Annotated in this window: 16 protein-coding genes and 2 tRNA genes; 11 read left to right on the top strand and 7 right to left on the bottom strand. The window is 61.7% G+C overall.

The annotated features are described in order from the left end of the window. The first annotated feature begins 53 nt into the window (after nucleotides 1-53). The gene (locus LMT64_RS03145; RefSeq protein ID WP_229253345.1) at nucleotides 54-827 is read left to right on the top strand and encodes an IS982 family transposase; all 774 of its coding nucleotides are present in this window, start codon (nucleotides 54-56) and stop codon (nucleotides 825-827) included. Nucleotides 828-1,016: 189 nt separating this feature from the next. After that, nucleotides 1,017-2,006, top strand: a complete 990-nt coding sequence (locus LMT64_RS03140) for a hypothetical protein (RefSeq protein ID WP_229253344.1) — start codon at nucleotides 1,017-1,019, stop codon at nucleotides 2,004-2,006. Between the two features lie 189 nt (nucleotides 2,007-2,195). Here the strand turns inward: LMT64_RS03140 and LMT64_RS03135 are convergent, their stop codons facing one another. Further along, nucleotides 2,196-3,335 carry an NAD(P)/FAD-dependent oxidoreductase gene (locus LMT64_RS03135; protein ID WP_126352656.1) on the bottom strand — a complete coding sequence of 380 codons (1,140 nt, stop codon included), beginning with the start codon at nucleotides 3,333-3,335 and terminating at the stop codon, nucleotides 2,196-2,198. 240 nt (nucleotides 3,336-3,575) lie between these two features. After that, the gene (gene proS / locus LMT64_RS03130; RefSeq protein ID WP_126352661.1) at nucleotides 3,576-5,093 is read right to left on the bottom strand and encodes a proline--tRNA ligase; all 1,518 of its coding nucleotides are present in this window, start codon (nucleotides 5,091-5,093) and stop codon (nucleotides 3,576-3,578) included. A gap of 95 nt (nucleotides 5,094-5,188) precedes the next feature. Between proS and LMT64_RS03125 the strand changes: the two genes are divergently transcribed. The 8 genes from LMT64_RS03125 to LMT64_RS03090 all read left to right on the top strand — a co-directional run bounded on the left by LMT64_RS03125 (nucleotide 5,189) and on the right by LMT64_RS03090 (nucleotide 9,291). Beyond that, nucleotides 5,189-5,446: a DUF2171 domain-containing protein gene (locus LMT64_RS03125; RefSeq protein WP_126352655.1), complete on the top strand. Its 258-nt coding sequence runs from the start codon at nucleotides 5,189-5,191 to the stop codon at nucleotides 5,444-5,446. Between the two features lie 118 nt (nucleotides 5,447-5,564). Further along, a tRNA-Cys gene (locus tag LMT64_RS03120) sits at nucleotides 5,565-5,638 on the top strand. Between the two features lie 24 nt (nucleotides 5,639-5,662). After that, a tRNA-Val gene (locus tag LMT64_RS03115) sits at nucleotides 5,663-5,737 on the top strand. Between the two features lie 113 nt (nucleotides 5,738-5,850). Further along, the gene (gene alr, locus LMT64_RS03110) at nucleotides 5,851-6,960 is read left to right on the top strand and encodes an alanine racemase (protein WP_126352654.1); all 1,110 of its coding nucleotides are present in this window, start codon (nucleotides 5,851-5,853) and stop codon (nucleotides 6,958-6,960) included. A gap of 161 nt (nucleotides 6,961-7,121) precedes the next feature. Further along, a complete protein-coding gene (locus LMT64_RS03105) occupies nucleotides 7,122-7,634 on the top strand; it encodes a GNAT family N-acetyltransferase (protein ID WP_229253343.1) in 513 nt (170 codons plus the stop codon). Next, on the top strand, nucleotides 7,631-8,464 hold the full coding sequence (locus tag LMT64_RS03100; RefSeq protein WP_126352652.1) for a DUF2785 domain-containing protein: 834 nt from the start codon (nucleotides 7,631-7,633) through the stop codon (nucleotides 8,462-8,464). The genes LMT64_RS03105 and LMT64_RS03100 overlap by 4 nt, the downstream gene beginning before the upstream one ends. A gap of 9 nt (nucleotides 8,465-8,473) precedes the next feature. Continuing rightward, nucleotides 8,474-8,926 carry a hypothetical protein gene (locus LMT64_RS03095; protein WP_126352651.1) on the top strand — a complete coding sequence of 151 codons (453 nt, stop codon included), beginning with the start codon at nucleotides 8,474-8,476 and terminating at the stop codon, nucleotides 8,924-8,926. A gap of 212 nt (nucleotides 8,927-9,138) precedes the next feature. Then, nucleotides 9,139-9,291 carry a hypothetical protein gene (locus LMT64_RS03090; protein WP_229253342.1) on the top strand — a complete coding sequence of 51 codons (153 nt, stop codon included), beginning with the start codon at nucleotides 9,139-9,141 and terminating at the stop codon, nucleotides 9,289-9,291. Here the strand turns inward: LMT64_RS03090 and LMT64_RS03085 are convergent. Next, a complete protein-coding gene (locus LMT64_RS03085; protein WP_229253341.1) occupies nucleotides 9,273-10,139 on the bottom strand; it encodes a VOC family protein in 867 nt (288 codons plus the stop codon). The two genes, LMT64_RS03090 and LMT64_RS03085, sit on opposite strands and share 19 nt — an antisense overlap. A 197-nt stretch (nucleotides 10,140-10,336) precedes the next feature. On the opposite strand from LMT64_RS03085, the gene clpB reads away from it, so the two are divergent. Continuing rightward, nucleotides 10,337-12,895: an ATP-dependent chaperone ClpB gene (clpB, locus tag LMT64_RS03080; RefSeq protein WP_229253340.1), complete on the top strand. Its 2,559-nt coding sequence runs from the start codon at nucleotides 10,337-10,339 to the stop codon at nucleotides 12,893-12,895. 225 nt (nucleotides 12,896-13,120) lie between these two features. Here clpB and LMT64_RS03075 read toward each other — a convergent pair whose 3' ends face one another. The 4 genes from LMT64_RS03075 to LMT64_RS03060 all read right to left on the bottom strand — a co-directional run bounded on the left by LMT64_RS03075 (nucleotide 13,121) and on the right by LMT64_RS03060 (nucleotide 15,589). Further along, nucleotides 13,121-13,537, bottom strand: a complete 417-nt coding sequence (locus tag LMT64_RS03075; RefSeq protein WP_126352648.1) for a deoxyxylulose-5-phosphate synthase — start codon at nucleotides 13,535-13,537, stop codon at nucleotides 13,121-13,123. A gap of 27 nt (nucleotides 13,538-13,564) precedes the next feature. Further along, nucleotides 13,565-14,224, bottom strand: a complete 660-nt coding sequence (locus LMT64_RS03070) for a phosphatidylserine decarboxylase (RefSeq protein ID WP_126352646.1) — start codon at nucleotides 14,222-14,224, stop codon at nucleotides 13,565-13,567. Nucleotides 14,225-14,316: 92 nt separating this feature from the next. Continuing rightward, the gene (locus tag LMT64_RS03065) at nucleotides 14,317-15,042 is read right to left on the bottom strand and encodes a peptidylprolyl isomerase (protein WP_126352644.1); all 726 of its coding nucleotides are present in this window, start codon (nucleotides 15,040-15,042) and stop codon (nucleotides 14,317-14,319) included. Nucleotides 15,043-15,118: 76 nt separating this feature from the next. Continuing rightward, entirely contained in the window at nucleotides 15,119-15,589 is a 471-nt protein-coding gene (locus LMT64_RS03060; protein WP_126352643.1) for an Lrp/AsnC family transcriptional regulator, read from the bottom strand. Nucleotides 15,590-15,644 lie beyond the last annotated feature (55 nt).

The following is a 15,644-nucleotide window of genomic DNA, read 5'->3' as shown; positions in this document are numbered from 1 at the left end:
GCCTGCCTCACCTCTGGCGAACTGCGTCCCAGACACATAAAAATAGAGACGACATGGCTAAACATCGTCTCCACCATAGTCTAGGACGTCGGTACGTCATTCGCCACCTCTATTTCTGGGCTAAAAAGCACTTCAGCGACCAGAAAACCTGCCCGCACCAGAAGGTCACGGATGCCATGCTGGTTGCTCTGCTGCTCTCCCGTCTCGTCTTCAAGCATCCATTTCCTTCCATCTGGTGGAACATCCTCAAGGAAGACCGTCCCGGTCTTCCTTCCTACACTCAGGCCTACACCAGGGGCATCAAACTGTTGCCACTCCTAGAGCATGTTGCAAGCCCAGCTCAGCCCTGCACTGAAGTCGTAGTTGATTCAATGCCCCTCCCCATTTGCCGTCCCAAACGCACGCACCTTTGTCGTTTCCCAGGCGCGAAATGGGGATTTGGAACTCAGGGCGAGTTCTTCGGATATAAGCTGCACGCCTGGGTCACACCAGGTGGACAAATCGTTCAGTACGTCATCCGACCTGCCAACCTCCATGACGTTACGGTCAGCTATGAGCTGAATCTCAGATGGCCAGAGTTTGAAGGCCCAACCATCATTGGCGATAAGGGGTATTGCTGTCTGGGCTACGTGTATCCGCCCAAGAAGAACACCAGATATGACACGGGATGGCGAGATTCTCGCCATCCCAAAATCCGCAAACGTATTGAAACAGTCTTCTCTGCGCTTGTGGAAGCTCAAATCCGCTCTGCCCAAACCAAAACCCTGGGTTCACTTAAGCTCCGCGTCGTCTTGGCCGTACTCGCCCACAATCTTGCTAGGCCCTAAACGGCGTCATAAATAAGCCCTCAAAGTAAGCTGGCTGATAATCGCTCTCCTCTTTGACTAACGTAAGAGCAGCTGTAGCCACTAAGGCGCAGCTTTTGCACTACTGCCATGTGCCGCGAGGAATGGCCAATATGACCGGGCATGGCCCTGATTCGGTACCCAAGCTGGCCACAACTTTTAAGGAGAAACATGACACTTTACACTGACCCACGTTCTCAACGTCTTCGCTGGAGCGGCATTCTCGCTGGTCTAGTGATGGGCGCTGTGACCACCATGTCCCTTCTGGCCTTGGGCACTGTCGTCACCTCACTCACTGGCCTTTCCCTCACTGGAACGGGGATTCAGGCGCTGATCTGGGTGGCCCTTTCTGCTCTGGCAGGCGCCTATGCCGGAGGCCTGACGGCTGTACGGGCCAGTGCCCCAGCCACATACGACCACGACGCTGCAATGACCCACGATGATGCTGGCCTGACTGGCCTGGTCACAGGTGGCCTGCTGGTGTTGGCTTTTACCTGGATGCTGACCAGCGGTATCGGCAGCTTGTTGGGTTTGGCTGGGAACATCACCGGCGCTGCGGCGAGCGGCGCTGTGGCTGCTGGCACTGCAGCGGGTGGGGCAGCCAGCCAAAGCCCAACTGTACAGGACTTTGTTTCAGGCATTCAGGCCGAAGACATTGAGTACCTGATTGCTGACAACACCGACCTGACCAACGAACAGACTGCGGCCACCTCCGATGTGGTGGCCGGCGTGTTCCGCCGTGCGACCAATAACCTGGGAGCTGTAAACCTGACCAACGTGGATGACGTTACCCGGAGCCGCGTGCAATACATCCAAGAAGAACTGCGCGGGCCGCAATTCGTGACCCGTCTAGAGCGTGAAGGTCTGACCCCCGCACAGGCCCAAGATGTGCAGAATGAAATCAGTCAGGAAGTGGACCGTCTCCAGCAGCAAGCGGCTGAAACGGCGCAAGCCGCTGAAGAAACGGCCCGCCGCGCCGGGACCTATGCTGGTCTGGGTTGGCTGATCCCGGCTGGCCTGATCCTGCTGGCCAGCCGCTTGGGTGCTCACAGTGCTGCTGGTGGTGTACGCCCGGTGCGCCGTGTAGACAGCAGCGTTCCCACGGGAGCGGCGACCACCAAAGTGGTGGAGCGTCCCGTTGACCGTAATGACCGTCAGTAACCTGTAGGACCTGAGTGTCATATTGAACTCAGGTCAGGTGTCAGGCCCTGACCTAAGTTGGTGGGCACCCGGCCACTGGGTCGCTCACTCTTTCCCCCCAGCCTGGCGAAAAGGCCGCACACCCAGAATTCCTGGAAGGCGGCCTTTTGTATATACCTGTAGGGAGACTTGTCTCCGCGTGCGGTAATTTTATTTGATGCTCAGTGCCCAGCGCAGGTGGCTGGCGATCTTCATGACATGCGCGGCAACGCCCGTCAGAGCGATACGGTAGTCACCTGGCAGATTGACAGCACCCACAGCCATCAGACCACCCAGGCTGACGAACTCGCCTTGGCTGTAAGGCTCGTAGGGTTGGATTTCTTCGCCCTGGGCTGCCCGCATCAGGTTGGCGGCGGTGTGACGGCCCATCTGTCCGGCATGTTGCGCAGTGCTTGGCACCGGAGCACCGTCCGAGGCATTGGCTGCGGCCATATCACCAATGACGAACACGTCGGGATAGCCCAGCGCCCGCAGTGACTGATCTACCTTCACACGGCCACCGGGGCCGCCTACAAGTTGCTCGCCACGCAGCAGGTCACGGGCGCGGATGCCGCCGGTCCAGACGATCTTGCCACCCTCGATCTCACGGCGCGCACCACTGCTGTCTTCTACCGTCACACTGTTCGCCGAAGCTTCTACGATCTTGTGGCTGGTCAGGATTTCGATCCCGTAGCCCTGAAGGACCTTCAACGCTCTTTCACGCAGTTTGGCATCTACCGTCGGCAGCACATTTGGCCCCGCTTCGATGAGGTGCAGCTTCAGCTTAGGCATACCCGTCTTGTAGCTCAGCTCTTCGGAGCGCTGGGCCAGTTCGGTCACCAACTCGGTGCCGGTGAGGCCTGCGCCACCCACGATCAGGTCACGGCTTCCGGTGTAGCTCGACTCAAAAGCACGGTTCACCCAATCAAAGATGCCCTCGGCGTCCTCAATCTCCTTGAGAACGTCGGCGTGCTCTTCCAGGCCCTTGATCCCGTAAAAGTTGGTCACCGAACCCATCGAAACCACCAGCTTGGTGTAGTCCAGCACCCGGCCGTCTCTCAGATGTACAGCGCGGCCATCCAGATCCACATGGTCCACACTGGCTTGCTCGAATTCCACGCCAGTGCCTTCCAGCAGTGGCTCGATGGGTGTGGTCACGGTCTTCCCATGACCAGCGGCCTCGTGTAGCAAGGTGTAGTAGGTGTGATAAGGCCGCTGATCGATCAGCAAGGCATCCAGGTTTTCGGTGGGTTTAAGGGCCGTCGCCGTAGCGATGCCGCCATAACCTGCGCCGAGGATGATGGTTTTCATGTGGTTCTCCTTACGGGATTTGGGGGGCGTGACAGCGTGTTTTAATGTGAGTAGTGAAGGAATTCACGAGCTGAGGATGGCTGGGGAGCATGCGCCGAGTTGGGCGGTGGTCGCTTCCCTGAAGCCAAATCTGGCCACATCCCAATTTGGGCAGTGTAGTCGCCCAGATGCGTGGGTGCAACCCACTTCAGGGGAGGTCAGGCGCGCCCACCTTAATGCAGTGGGCGGGCCTGTTTACGCTTAGTATTGGCGGCCGAACAGCAGGCGTTTTCCGTACGCCGCCGGCTTACCGGTATGCACGCAAACACCCTCTTCACGCTCCGAGAAAAACTCAGCATCGTCAAAAGGAACGTTGCGGGCCGTCGCCTTGGTCTCTTCCTTGATCTGCCGCTCGGACTGGGGATCACCGCAGTGAAAAGCCCGGACCCACTTGCCGTCTTCAATGGCGGCCCTAAACTCATCATAGGTGTCTACGGTGACCGTGTTCTCCAGCATGAAGTTCTTGGCCCGCTCATAGAGGTGACGCTGAATGCCGTCCAGGCGAGCGTCCATGCTACTGACAGCGTCTACGCGGCCCAGCGTCTCCTTTTCATCATTGGTGCGGTTCTTGACGACCAGTTGTCCCGCTTCCAGATCACGCGGTCCCACCTCAATACGCACAGGCACACCCTTCAGCTCCCAATCGTTGTACTTGAAGCCGTTGGTCAGGCCCTCACGGTCATCCACATGGGCGCGGAGGCCCTGGGCCCGCAGTTCAGCGGCCAGTTGTTGCCCTTCCGCCACCATCTGGGCAAAGTCGTCTTTACGGCCCACTGGCACAATCACCACCTGAATAGGCGCGATGTTGGGCGGCATAATCAGGCCGAAGTCGTCGCCATGCGTCATGATCAGCGCACCGATGATGCGGCTACTCAGGCCCCAGGAGGTGGTGTAGGCATATTCCTCACGCTGCTCTTTGGTCTGAAACTTGACATCGAAAGCCCGGCTGAAGTTCTGGCCCAGGTAGTGACTGGTTCCCGATTGCAGGGCCTTGCCGTCGCGCATCATGCCCTCAATGGAATAGGTGTTCTCCGCTCCAGCAAAGCGCTCGGAGGCCGTCTTTTCGCCGCGCACCACCGGCAGGGCCAAGACGTCACGGCAAAAGGCGTGGTACACGTCCAGCTGCTGACGCACCTCGGCACGGGCTTCTTCTTCGGTGGCGTGGGCGGTGTGGCCCTCCTGCCAGAAGAACTCGGAGGTCCGCAGGAACGGTTTGGTCCGCAGCTCGGCACGGAAGACGCTGCCCCACTGATTGTGCAAGAAGGGCAGATCACGGTACGAGTTCAGCCAGCCGGACCACATGTGACCCACGATGGTTTCACTGGTGGGGCGCATCACGTACGGCTCGGCCAGTTCTTCGGTTCCAATCTTACTGACGGTGAACAGCTCCGGCGCGAAGCCCTCGACGTGATCGGCCTCTTTCATGATGAAGTCCATCGGAATCAGGGTCGGGAACAGCAGGTTCTGGTGTCCGTCTGCTTTGAAACGGTCATCCAGATCACGCTGGATGCGCTCCCAGAGTGCCGTGCCATAAGGCTTGACCACCATCGCGCCCGCCACGGGCGAGTGGTCGGCCAGATCGGCCTTGCGGACCACTTCGTTGTACCAATCGTTGAAATCTACGCTCTGGGGCGTCACGCCGTACTGCTGGGCCTTTTTGTCCTGCCCTCTGCCCTGCTTTCCGCTCTGGTTACCGCCTTGCTTGCCGTCGTTGGTCATATGCCTTCCAAGATAGCCCGTCAGATAGCCCACTGCCCCCAGCCGCGCCCGGTGCTTGATCATCCCACAGCCCAGCGATACATGATTTAAGACACATGAGCAACCAAGAAATGCGCGCAATGGAACAGACCCTGGGCACCGAGCTGCGCGCCAAAATCGTGGAGCACCTGCCGATCAAGGATCTGGACGGTGAGCACGTGGGCACCGTGGACCGTCTGGAAGGTGATCAGATCCGCCTGACCAAAACGGAGGCGATGGAGGGCAAGGACCATTCCCTCAAATTGAGTGATGTACGCAGCGTGGACGACCTCGGTGTTTATCTGAGCAAACGTCAGAGCGAACTGCACTTCTGAGCCGTAGCTAGGCCCTCAGGCCCACCCTGTGGAACTGGATGTAGGCCTTATCTTTACAAGCCTTGCCATGCGTGTTACTATTCTCTCCGCTGGCCTGAGCAGAGGCCGCATCCGCCCAGGCGCTGTAGCCAAGTGGTAAGGCAGAGCTCTGCAAAAGCTCCACCACCGGTTCGAGTCCGGTCAGCGCCTCCAAAATTTTTACCCCCATTTTCATACAGTTCCGTAGCTCAGGGGTAGAGCACTACCTTGACACGGTAGGGGTCAGCGGTTCAAATCCGCTCGGAACTACCAACCAAGAAGCCCGCCACACGGCGGGTTTTTTCGTTGTTCCACTGGCCCACCAGGAGTACACTGAGCTTCACCTCCGCCCAGTATCCGCGTCCCACCACCCCAGAGGCCCTACTTTGAACCCGCTGTCCACCTCCGCAGCCAATCTGCCTTTTGCCCGCACGCGGGCCCTCATCTCGGCTGGCGCCCTGGAGCACAACTTCCAGTTCCTGAGTCGGCAAGCTGAGCGGCCCCTCCTGTTGCCCGTCAAGGCCAACGCCTACGGACACGGTGTGCGGGCAGTGGCCCCAGTCGCGGCGGCCTCAGCGGTGGTGGCAGGCATGGCGGTCGCCACCCCCACCGAGGCACTGGAACTGGCCGAGCTGCTGCGGGAACTGAACTGCCGCAAGCCGGTGCTGCTGTTCGGCCCCAGCTTTGCCGACGAGTGGCCGGCGCTGGTCGCCGCCGGAGTTCAGCTGACGGTCAACACGCTAGCCGAAGCTCAGGCGCTGCCAGATGGCGCACGGGCACAACTGAAGGTCAACACCGGGATGAACCGCCAGGGCTTGCACCCAGCCCAAGCGCTGGAAGTAGGCCAGGAGTTGCAGCGCCGGGGACTACTGGCCGGGGTGTATTCCCACTTTAGCGAGGCCGAGGCACCTGACCATGCCCTCTCCTGGGAGCAATTCGCAGCTTTCCAGGAGCTGCTGAAACACTTTCCGGGTGTGCTGCACCACATGGGCAACTCGGCGGCAGTCCTGAACCTGGGGCCGCTGCCCGGCATGGATCTGGCGCGGCCAGGGCTGTCGTCCTACGGGGTCATGCCACCGATCCACACCCCCGAGCTGATTCCGGCCATGACTGTGCAGGCCCGCATTACCTTTCTGCACTGGGCCAAGGCGGGCGAACGGGTCAGCTACAACGGTCTGGATACCCTGGAGCGCGACACCCTCATCGCCACACTGCCGATCGGTTACGCAGACGGCTACCCACGCCGCGCCACCGGACAGGCCGAAGTGCTGATCGGGGGAGAGCGGCGGCGGGTGCTGGGGCGGGTGTGTATGGACCAGCTGATGGTGGACGCAACGGGACTGGATGTCACCGCAGGCGACTGGGTGACGCTGTGGGGCCGCGACGAATGGGGTCAGGAGCTGCACATCTCCGAACTGAGCCGCTGGACCGGACAGGCCGAATACGAACTACTCACCCAACTGGGCCGACGTACACCACGTATTGCAGCTCCCTAGAGCAGTTCTCCAAATTACGCGAGCAAGAGAAAGGCGCTCTTACGCGCTCCATTTTCCGTCCTGCTCATTTGATTTCACTCGCCCTGCTCGGACAGAAACGCTTCGCTTATTCTGTCAAATGCTTTAAATGGTCTTTCTGCCGATACGTCACAATGGCGGACATGACTCAGGCTGTTCCGAATGAAGTTGAGCTGCACTGGACCTCAGGTGATCCACAAGCTGCGGCCAAGGTCTTACGGGCCACCGCCCAGAGTGTGATGCAGCGCGGGCACCCGGAGCTGTGGCCCCCAGAAACATTAACTGTGGACGCGCTGGCGCAGGACTACCCGGCGGACGGCTGGGAAGTGCTGTGGCGCGGTGAAGACCCGGTGGGCTGCTTTGTGCTGATGGACCCAGACCCGGTGTTCTGGACCGAGAAACCACCTGGCGAGGCCATGTATCTGCACAAACTGGCCGTCCATCCCAGCGCGCAGGGACAAGGATTAAACCGCGTCTTGCTGGAGCGGGCCGAGGAACTGACCCGCGCTGCTCACCGCCGCTGGCTCCGGCTGGACACCGACGTGACCCGCCCCGGCCTGCAGGCCATCTATGACGGCTTTGGGTTCCAAACGGTGGACCGCAAAGCGGTGATGGGCTTTGAAGTGTTCCGGTATGAAAAGGAGGTGGGCCGGTGACCGCAGATTGGCCCGCCCTGGCCGCCGGGGATTTCGCCCTGCCAGCCGGGGTCTGTGCTGAGGAGCTGCTGCCTGAGGCCTTCCAGTTGCTCACGTCCCCCCACCCTGAACAGCGTGACGGGCTGGCCTATCCCGCCCTGGCCACCTGGGTGATGTCCGGCGAGTTGGACGGCAGGCTAACAGAGGTAGCGGCGCAGACTCTGCCCCTGCTGACGGCCCCGCACACCCACAGCCGCACCTTTGCCCCGCTGATTCTGGCCGTGCTGCTCAGCCGCGACGCCCAGACGCGGGAGCTGGACCCAGCCACGGTGCGTAGCTGGCTGGAGGCCTGGGCCACTTGGTACACGTCAGAACCCGATCTGCGCTCTTATGACCCGCAGGTGGGCTGGCTCCACGCGGTGGCGCATGGGGCTGACGTGGCAGCGTCGTTTGCTGAGCATCCATCCCTGGAGCGGGCAGACTTGCGGCGAGTGCTGGACACGCTCAGCCAGCGGATCAGGCAAGTGGATCAGGCACTGCTGCAACAAGAAGACGACCGTCTGGCCCTGGCCGCCTTCGTGCTGCTGGCCCGCCCCGAGCTGACGCCAGCGGATCGCCGCCAGTGGCTGGCCGACCTGGGCCGCCTGATGCAGCCGGAGCAGATGCCACGTTCAGCCAGCGCTGCCTTTGCCGTGCAGGTGGGCCGCGCCCTGCTGCTGTTTACACAGTTTGGGGTCGGTGGTGAGGGCGGCGCTCCGGTTCCGGCCCGTTCCGCCGATGGGTGGCGAGAGGACCTGTTGGCCGCGCTCCACAGAACCTTCCCAGTGTACGGCGACCCAGCAGCCTCCTAAACTCCTGATATGAACGTCTGCGCTGCCAAACCCTCTGACCTTCTCGGTCAGTTTGCCCAGCTGTACGGTTGCTCAGAAGCAGATTTCGCGTCCACGCTGGCGCAGCTTCAGGTGGCCTGGACCGCCGAGGACGGGGCGGGCGAGCCGCTGGGCTTGCTGGGCCTGCGCCCCTCACCCGCTCACGGAGCCGAAATTATGGGTGGGGTGTTCAGTGCACAGGGGCGGGAAGAAAGAGCAGTGGCATTGCTGAGTGCCGCTCTGGCAGAGCAACCCCAACTGTATGCCTACGCCGATGAAACTTACTGGCCTCTCACCGCCCTGTGCAACGCTGGCCTGAGCCCAGTGAGCGCCTATGTGCAGCGCTCCGGCCCCTTGCTTGGTCTCAAGGCCGCTGTGCCTGCTGGGTTGCGATTGTTGTCACTCTCCGAGGCGAGTGACCCGGCAGACCGCTGGACCGCCTAAGAAGGCTACTCGGACCTGATTGGTCACACCTTTATCACACCTGAGGCTGTAGCCCCGAACGCGGCCGGCTCGGACGACACGCTGGGTTGCCTCGCCTACGACACGCAGGGCCAGGCTGTAGGGGTTTGCCGGGTATGGTCGGAAGGTAAGGGGTCATTCTTACCACACCTGGTATTCGGCCGGAAGCACGGGGCCTGGGCCTGCGCGAAGCCATGCTGGCCTGGGTCTTTGACCGTGCCAGGGCACACGGCCTGAGCCAGGTCCGTTTAGAATCCTGGGGCGACGCTGAAGCCGATCAGGTCTGGGATGCTGAACTCGGCCTGACCGTAGACGTTCACACGCCTATCTACGCTTCAGCACCCTGAACCGCCTGTACCCGGTTGCCCCAGGGGTCGGTCAGGGTCAGGCTTTCCCCTTCATCCAGCACATCTCCCCTCCCCTGCCAGCGGTCTCGCAGCGCGGCCAAATCAGCCACCGTCACCTCGACATGGCCCAGGCCCAGCGCTTCACCCACCGGACGGCCCTGGCCCCGGCTGTGCCATTCGTTCAGCCCCAGATGGTGGTGGTAGCCCCCCCACGACAGAAAGGCCGCCCCCGGAAAAGCAGATACCTGCTCTAGCCCCAGCGCCTGCGCGTAGAAGTCGGCGGCCTGCGCCGCGCTGCCCACCTTCAGGTGAACATGTCCTATCTGGGTATCCGCCGGGGCGCCCCCATAAGCTGGAGCTATGCCCTGCTGCACGGCGGCTAGGCTAACCCCGGCCTCGGCCAGCACGCCCGGCACATCCACCGACAGGGTGTCCATCTGCACTTGTCCCCCCTCCCAGCGCCAGAGCTCGCGGGGGCGATCAGCGTAGACCTCTATGCCGTTGCCCTCGGGGTCACTCAGGTAAAACGCCTCGCTGACGAGGTGATCCCCACTGCCCAGCCCCACGCCCAGTCGGGCGGCATGTGCCAGCCAGCGGCCCAGCTCGGCGCGGGTGGGCAGCAGGAACGCGGTGTGGTACAGGCCGGGGCGTGAAACCGGGGCACGGGGCAGTCCTGGCGCAGCTTGCAGGCGCAGGATGGGCGTGCCCTGCGCCGCCAGCCCGTGTTCTCCATCTGAGGTGTGGTGGAGTTCCAGACCCAGCAGCGTGCGGTAAAAGTCGCTCACGGCGTTCAGGTCAGCGACCCGTAGGGTGACCGGGCCAAGGGAAGGGAGCGGCGGCTTATTCATGCGTTTAGCATAGGTCATTTAGGTTTAATAAGTAAAGCAGTTGCCAAAATGATGGATACATGTCAAAGCGCGAATTTAACGTCACCGAAGGCACAAAACTTAATACTCAATAAACTTGACAACAGTAGACTCAAGTTAGACAATAGAAGGCAGATTGAACGACTTCTACCCTCATCACCCGCATGGAGGACTGAACCTTGAATCCTGAACGACTGACCGAAAGTTCCACCCAGGCCGTCGCCGCCGCACAGACACTGGCGCAGGAGCTGGGACACCAGACGCTGACGCCCGCGCACGTGCTGCGCACCCTGCTGGATAACGACACCGCCGCCCGCGCCCTGACCCTGGCTGGCGGCAATCTGAACGCCCTGCGCTCCAGCCTAGACACTGCGCTGGACAAACTGCCGCGAGTGCAGGGCGCAGGCGGCCAGCTGTATATGGACGCCGCGCTGGGCCGCGCTTTTCAAAAGGCGGAAACCTTAGCAGAACAGATGGGCGATTCCTTTATCGCCGCCGACGTCCTACTGCTGGCCCTGCGCGGCGAGACGAGCGACCGGAACTTTCCTTCCGAAACCGATCTGAACCGCGCTGTCAACGAACAACGAAAGGGGAAAACCGTGACCACCAAATCATCCGAAAGCCAGTTTGACGCGCTGAATAAGTACGGCACCGACCTGACCGCCCGCGCCCGCGAGGGCAAATTTGACCCGGTGATTGGCCGCGACGAAGAAATCCGCCGCGCCATGCAGATTCTGCTGCGCCGCACCAAAAATAACCCGGTGCTGATCGGGGAACCTGGCGTGGGGAAGACCGCCATCGCCGAGGGCATCGCCATGCGAATCGTGCAGGGCGACGTACCTGATGGCCTCAAGAACAAGCGCATCGTGAGCCTGGAAATGGGCAGCCTGCTGGCCGGGGCCAAGTTCCGGGGCGAGTTCGAAGAGCGCCTCAAGGGCGTGATTGACGAGGTGCTGCAGTCCTCCGGCGAGATCATCCTGTTTATCGACGAGCTGCACACCATCGTGGGCGCCGGTAAGACCGAGGGCAGCCCCGACGCGGGCAACATGCTCAAGCCGGCGCTGGCACGCGGTGAGCTGCACCTGATCGGCGCGACCACCCTGGACGAGTACCGCGAGATTGAAAAAGACTCGGCGCTGGAACGCCGTTTCCAGCCGGTGTTCGTGGACGAACCCAGTGTGGAAGACACCATCTCCATCCTGCGCGGGATCAAGGAGCGCTATCAGGTCCACCACAACGTGGAAATCACCGACCCGGCCTTGGTCGCCGCCGCCGAACTGGGAAACCGTTACATCACCGACCGCCAACTGCCCGACAAGGCGATTGACCTGATCGACGAGGCGGCGGCCCGGCTGCGGATGGCGCTGGAATCTAGCCCTGAACGGGTGGACCAGCTGCAACGCCGCAAGCTGCAATTGGAAATCGAGCGCGAGGCCCTGAAAAAGGAAAAGGACCAGGACAGCGTTCAGCGACTGGATGACATTGAAGCCCAGCTGAAGACCCTGACCGACGAGCTGACCGAAACCCGTTCGCGCTGGGAAGGCGAGCGCGGCGAAGTGGCAGCGCTGCGCGAGAAGCGCGAAGCATTGGACAAGGTGCGCACCGATATTGAGAAGGCCAAGCGTGACTACGACTTGCAGCAGGCCGCCGAGCTGGAATACGGCCAGCTGCCGCAGCTGGAAAAAGAAGTGCACGCGCTGGAGCAGAAGCTCAAGGGCGCCGAATTTGCTCACACTGAGGTGACCGAAGAAGACATTGCCAGCGTGGTGAGCCGCTGGACCGGCATTCCCGTGAGCAAGCTGATGGAAGGCGAGCGCGAGAAACTGCTGCAACTTGAAGGGCAACTGCACCGCCGCGTGATCGGACAGGAGCGGGCCATTTCCAGCGTGTCGGACACCATCCGCCGCGCACGGGCCGGACTGAACGACCCCCACCGCCCGCTGGGTAGCTTTATGTTCCTCGGCCCCACCGGGGTCGGCAAGACCGAACTGGCCAGGGCCCTGGCCGAATTCCTGTTCGATTCCAGTGACGCGATGGTCCGGATCGACATGTCCGAGTACATGGAGAAGCACACCGTGGCCCGCCTGATCGGGGCACCTCCCGGATATGTGGGCTACGAGGAAGGCGGCCAGCTGACCGAAGCGGTGCGCCGCCGCCCCTACAGCGTGATCCTGCTGGACGAGATTGAAAAAGCCCACCCCGACGTGTTCAACGTGCTACTGCAAGTGCTGGACGATGGCCGCCTGACCGACGGTCAGGGCCGCACCGTGGACTTCCGCAACACCCTCATCATCTTGACCAGCAACGTCGGCTCACCGCTAATTCTGGACATGCAGGCCGGGGGCCGTCCCGCCGAAGAAATCCGCGAAGCGGTGATGGAAGAACTGCGTGCCCAGTTCCGCCCCGAATTCCTGAACCGGGTAGACGACATCATCGTGTTTGATGCGCTGACGCCTGGGAACCTGCGCGAGATTGTGGATATTCAACTGGCTGGCCTGCGCGCACGGTTGGCCGAGCGCCGCGTGACCCTCTCCCTTAGCGACGCCGCCAAGGACCAGCTGGCCCGGGTGGGCTACGATCCGGCCTTCGGGGCACGGCCACTGCGCCGGGCGATCAGCCGCGAACTGGAAACGCCGCTGGCGCGCCAGATTCTGGCGGGCGAGGTGCCGGATAACTCCACCCTCAGCGTGGACTATGACGGAGAGCGATTCACCTTCGGAGCGCAGGGGCTGAACTGAGAGAGGGTGATCTAAGCTGGGGCTACGGCCCCGGCTTTTTTTATGACTGGGGCCAACGCAAACGCAAGTGGCGCTCCAGCGGCAAAACTCTGGCCCGCTGATCTGCCGCATCCAACAGGACCAGATGTGAAGGCTTATCCTGTCCATCCCGGCCCCGAATGACGGCAGGCTGCCAGCGTCCGCCGTGCCAGATGCCCACACGCCCATTCTGACTCAGCGGAAGTCCTAGGAGAAAAAGCGCTGATGGGGTGCCTCGCCCTGGGCAAGCAAGCGTCCCTCACGCGGAGCAAGAGAGCGTGCGGCTGGATAAATCCTACGTAAGAAGGCCGGAACCTCAGCCAACGTGTCCGGGCGTTGCCCCGGCAGGCCGTCTGGAGAACTCGGAAAAAACCGGATTCCCGCGCGTGCCAGGACGGCAACTTTTTGCCATTGGCGCACGTCGTCCTGCCGGGGCGCTTTGAAGTCGGTCCCCATAATGGTCATCGGCTGGCGGCACTGCGGGCAAGCACGCTCCGGCAAGTCAGCACTAAAGGGCTGCTTGAAGGCTTTTCGGCATCCGAAACAGGCGTAAGGCTGCAAATGACCCGTGACCAAAGCGAAGTCAGCCCGGTCCATTCGGTTGGTGCGGGGTTTGCGGGGCATCTCAGAAGCTCCCAACTTGCCCAACCATCAACCCGTGGTGGTTGCAGGTGCGCCCAGCACGGTCTGACCGCCCACGACCTTCTCCCCTACCGTCACGGCAGGTCGGAAGTCGTCCCTGCACGTCAGCAGTACCAACCCACCGCGTTCCAAGAAGGCCAGCTTGTTCCCCCGGCGAATATCCTGCCCACCCCCGAAGTAGGTGCGGGCTTGCAGGCGACCACCGGCCTGGGCCAGGGTGACGGCCCATCCAGGCTCACTGGGCAATGTTAGCAGGTCCAACTCAGCCGTTTTCCCCGGCGTCAAGGGGAAAGTGGTGGGCCGTTCAGTCCGCACGGGTGCCCGCAGCGTACCATCCGCTGGAGCGTACACATACCGTGCACTCAGCGGCCCAGGCGTCACACCGATCAGCCAGCCCTGCTCCATTTGCAATCCTAGGGACTCCAAGCTGAACTCGGTCTGGCCTGCGGGCGTCTTCACCTGGCCGCCTTCGACCCACCGGACCAGTGTGACAGTGCCGTCGGCTGGAGCGACCAGTCCCGCCGTGTCCGGAAGCAGACGGACCGGATCACGGTAACGGTAACTGCGCTGATAATAGGCAGCGGCCAGGCCAGTTAGTCCAGCCGCCATGAGCAGCCAGCGGCCAGCACCTCCCGAACGGTTCATACGAGAATCCCACTTGCGTGCCATAGGCGGCAGTCTAGCAAGTGGGATTTAAGGTATTTCAGCGATCAGCGAACCGAACTGCGTCCATCGTATTCACTGCACCGCAAGCCTCAGCATCAGCGGCTAAGAATCGTCACACTGTTCAGCAGATCGGCCTGGGCACCGGGAATCGGCTGCTCGCCGTAACCGGAGCTGGCGGAGGTCTTGGTGATGGAGTTCAGCACGTCCATCCCGTCTACTACACGGCCAAAGACCGTGTACTGACCATCCAGAAAGCTGGAGGGGGCCAGCGTGATGAAAAATTGGCTGCCCTGCGAGTCCGGCGAGGCGCTGCGGGCCATGCCCAGGACACCGGGCTGCCCGAAGCTCAGATTGTTGCCGACCTCATAGCGGAAGGAATAGCCAGGATCACCCGTTCCCCAGTCTGCCTGGCGGGCCGGGTCAGCGCTGAGCGGATCGCCACCCTGGGCCATAAAGCCGTCGATCACGCGGTGAAAGCGGGTGCCGTCGTAGAAATGGTTCAGCGCCAGAAAGACAAAGTTGTTCACCGCCTTCGGGGCCTGCTGAGGGTACAACTCCAGCGTGATCGGGCCACGGGCCGTGTTCAGTACGGCGCGGTATTCCTCCGAAGGGTCGGTGACCTGCTGGGCCGCGCTGAAGCTGCGGACGGGGGTGGCGCTCAGGTAAGGCACGGCTTTCCACTCCCGGGTAGGCGGCTGGCTGGGGGCGGGCGTGGGAGCCCCAGGCGTGGGAGTACCGGGGGCCATAGGAGCGGCATCCATCTGCTGCATGGGGGCGCAGGCAGCAAGCAGCAGCGGCAGGGTCCAGACAAGCTGTTTCATGCTCCGCAGTGTAAGTGGCCTCTGCCTGCTGCTGGTTGAGCCAGCCTTTACCGTCCATCAATCACGCTTGGGTCCCTTATTCCAGTGGCAGAGCAGTGGTTTGTTTCTCCTGCTTCACCACCAGGATGGACTCGGTGTGCTGAACAAGGGGATTGGCCGCCAGCACATCGACCAAGAAGCGCTGGTATTCCATCAGGTCACGGGTGGCCACCTTCAGGAAATAATCCGTGCCGCCCAGGCAGAGGTAGCATTCCAGCACTTCGGGTCGGCGGCGCATCTGCTCACCGAAAGTCTCGAACCCCGCCTTGGTCTGACCCAGCAACGTGACGCGTACCATCACCAGAAAGCCCCGGCCCAGCATCTCCGGGTCCAGCAGCGCCACATAACGGCGGATCAACCCTGCCTCTTCCAGTCGCCGCACCCGCCGCAGCGTAGGGGCTGGGGTCAGGCCCACCTCGTCGGCCAGTTCGGTGTTGGGGATGCGACCATCGCGCTGCAAGATGTTCAGCAGCCGAATATCTGTTTCATCCAGTTCAATCTGCGCCATTCTATTTCGCATTTTACCACTCTGGCGCCATAATCTTGCACCAAGGATGTAAATT

This window comes from Deinococcus radiophilus (genome assembly GCF_020889625.1).
GTDB lineage: Bacteria > Deinococcota > Deinococci > Deinococcales > Deinococcaceae > Deinococcus > Deinococcus radiophilus.
The sequence above is the reverse complement of the archived record's forward strand: the minus strand, read 5'-3'. Positions and strand labels throughout refer to the sequence as shown.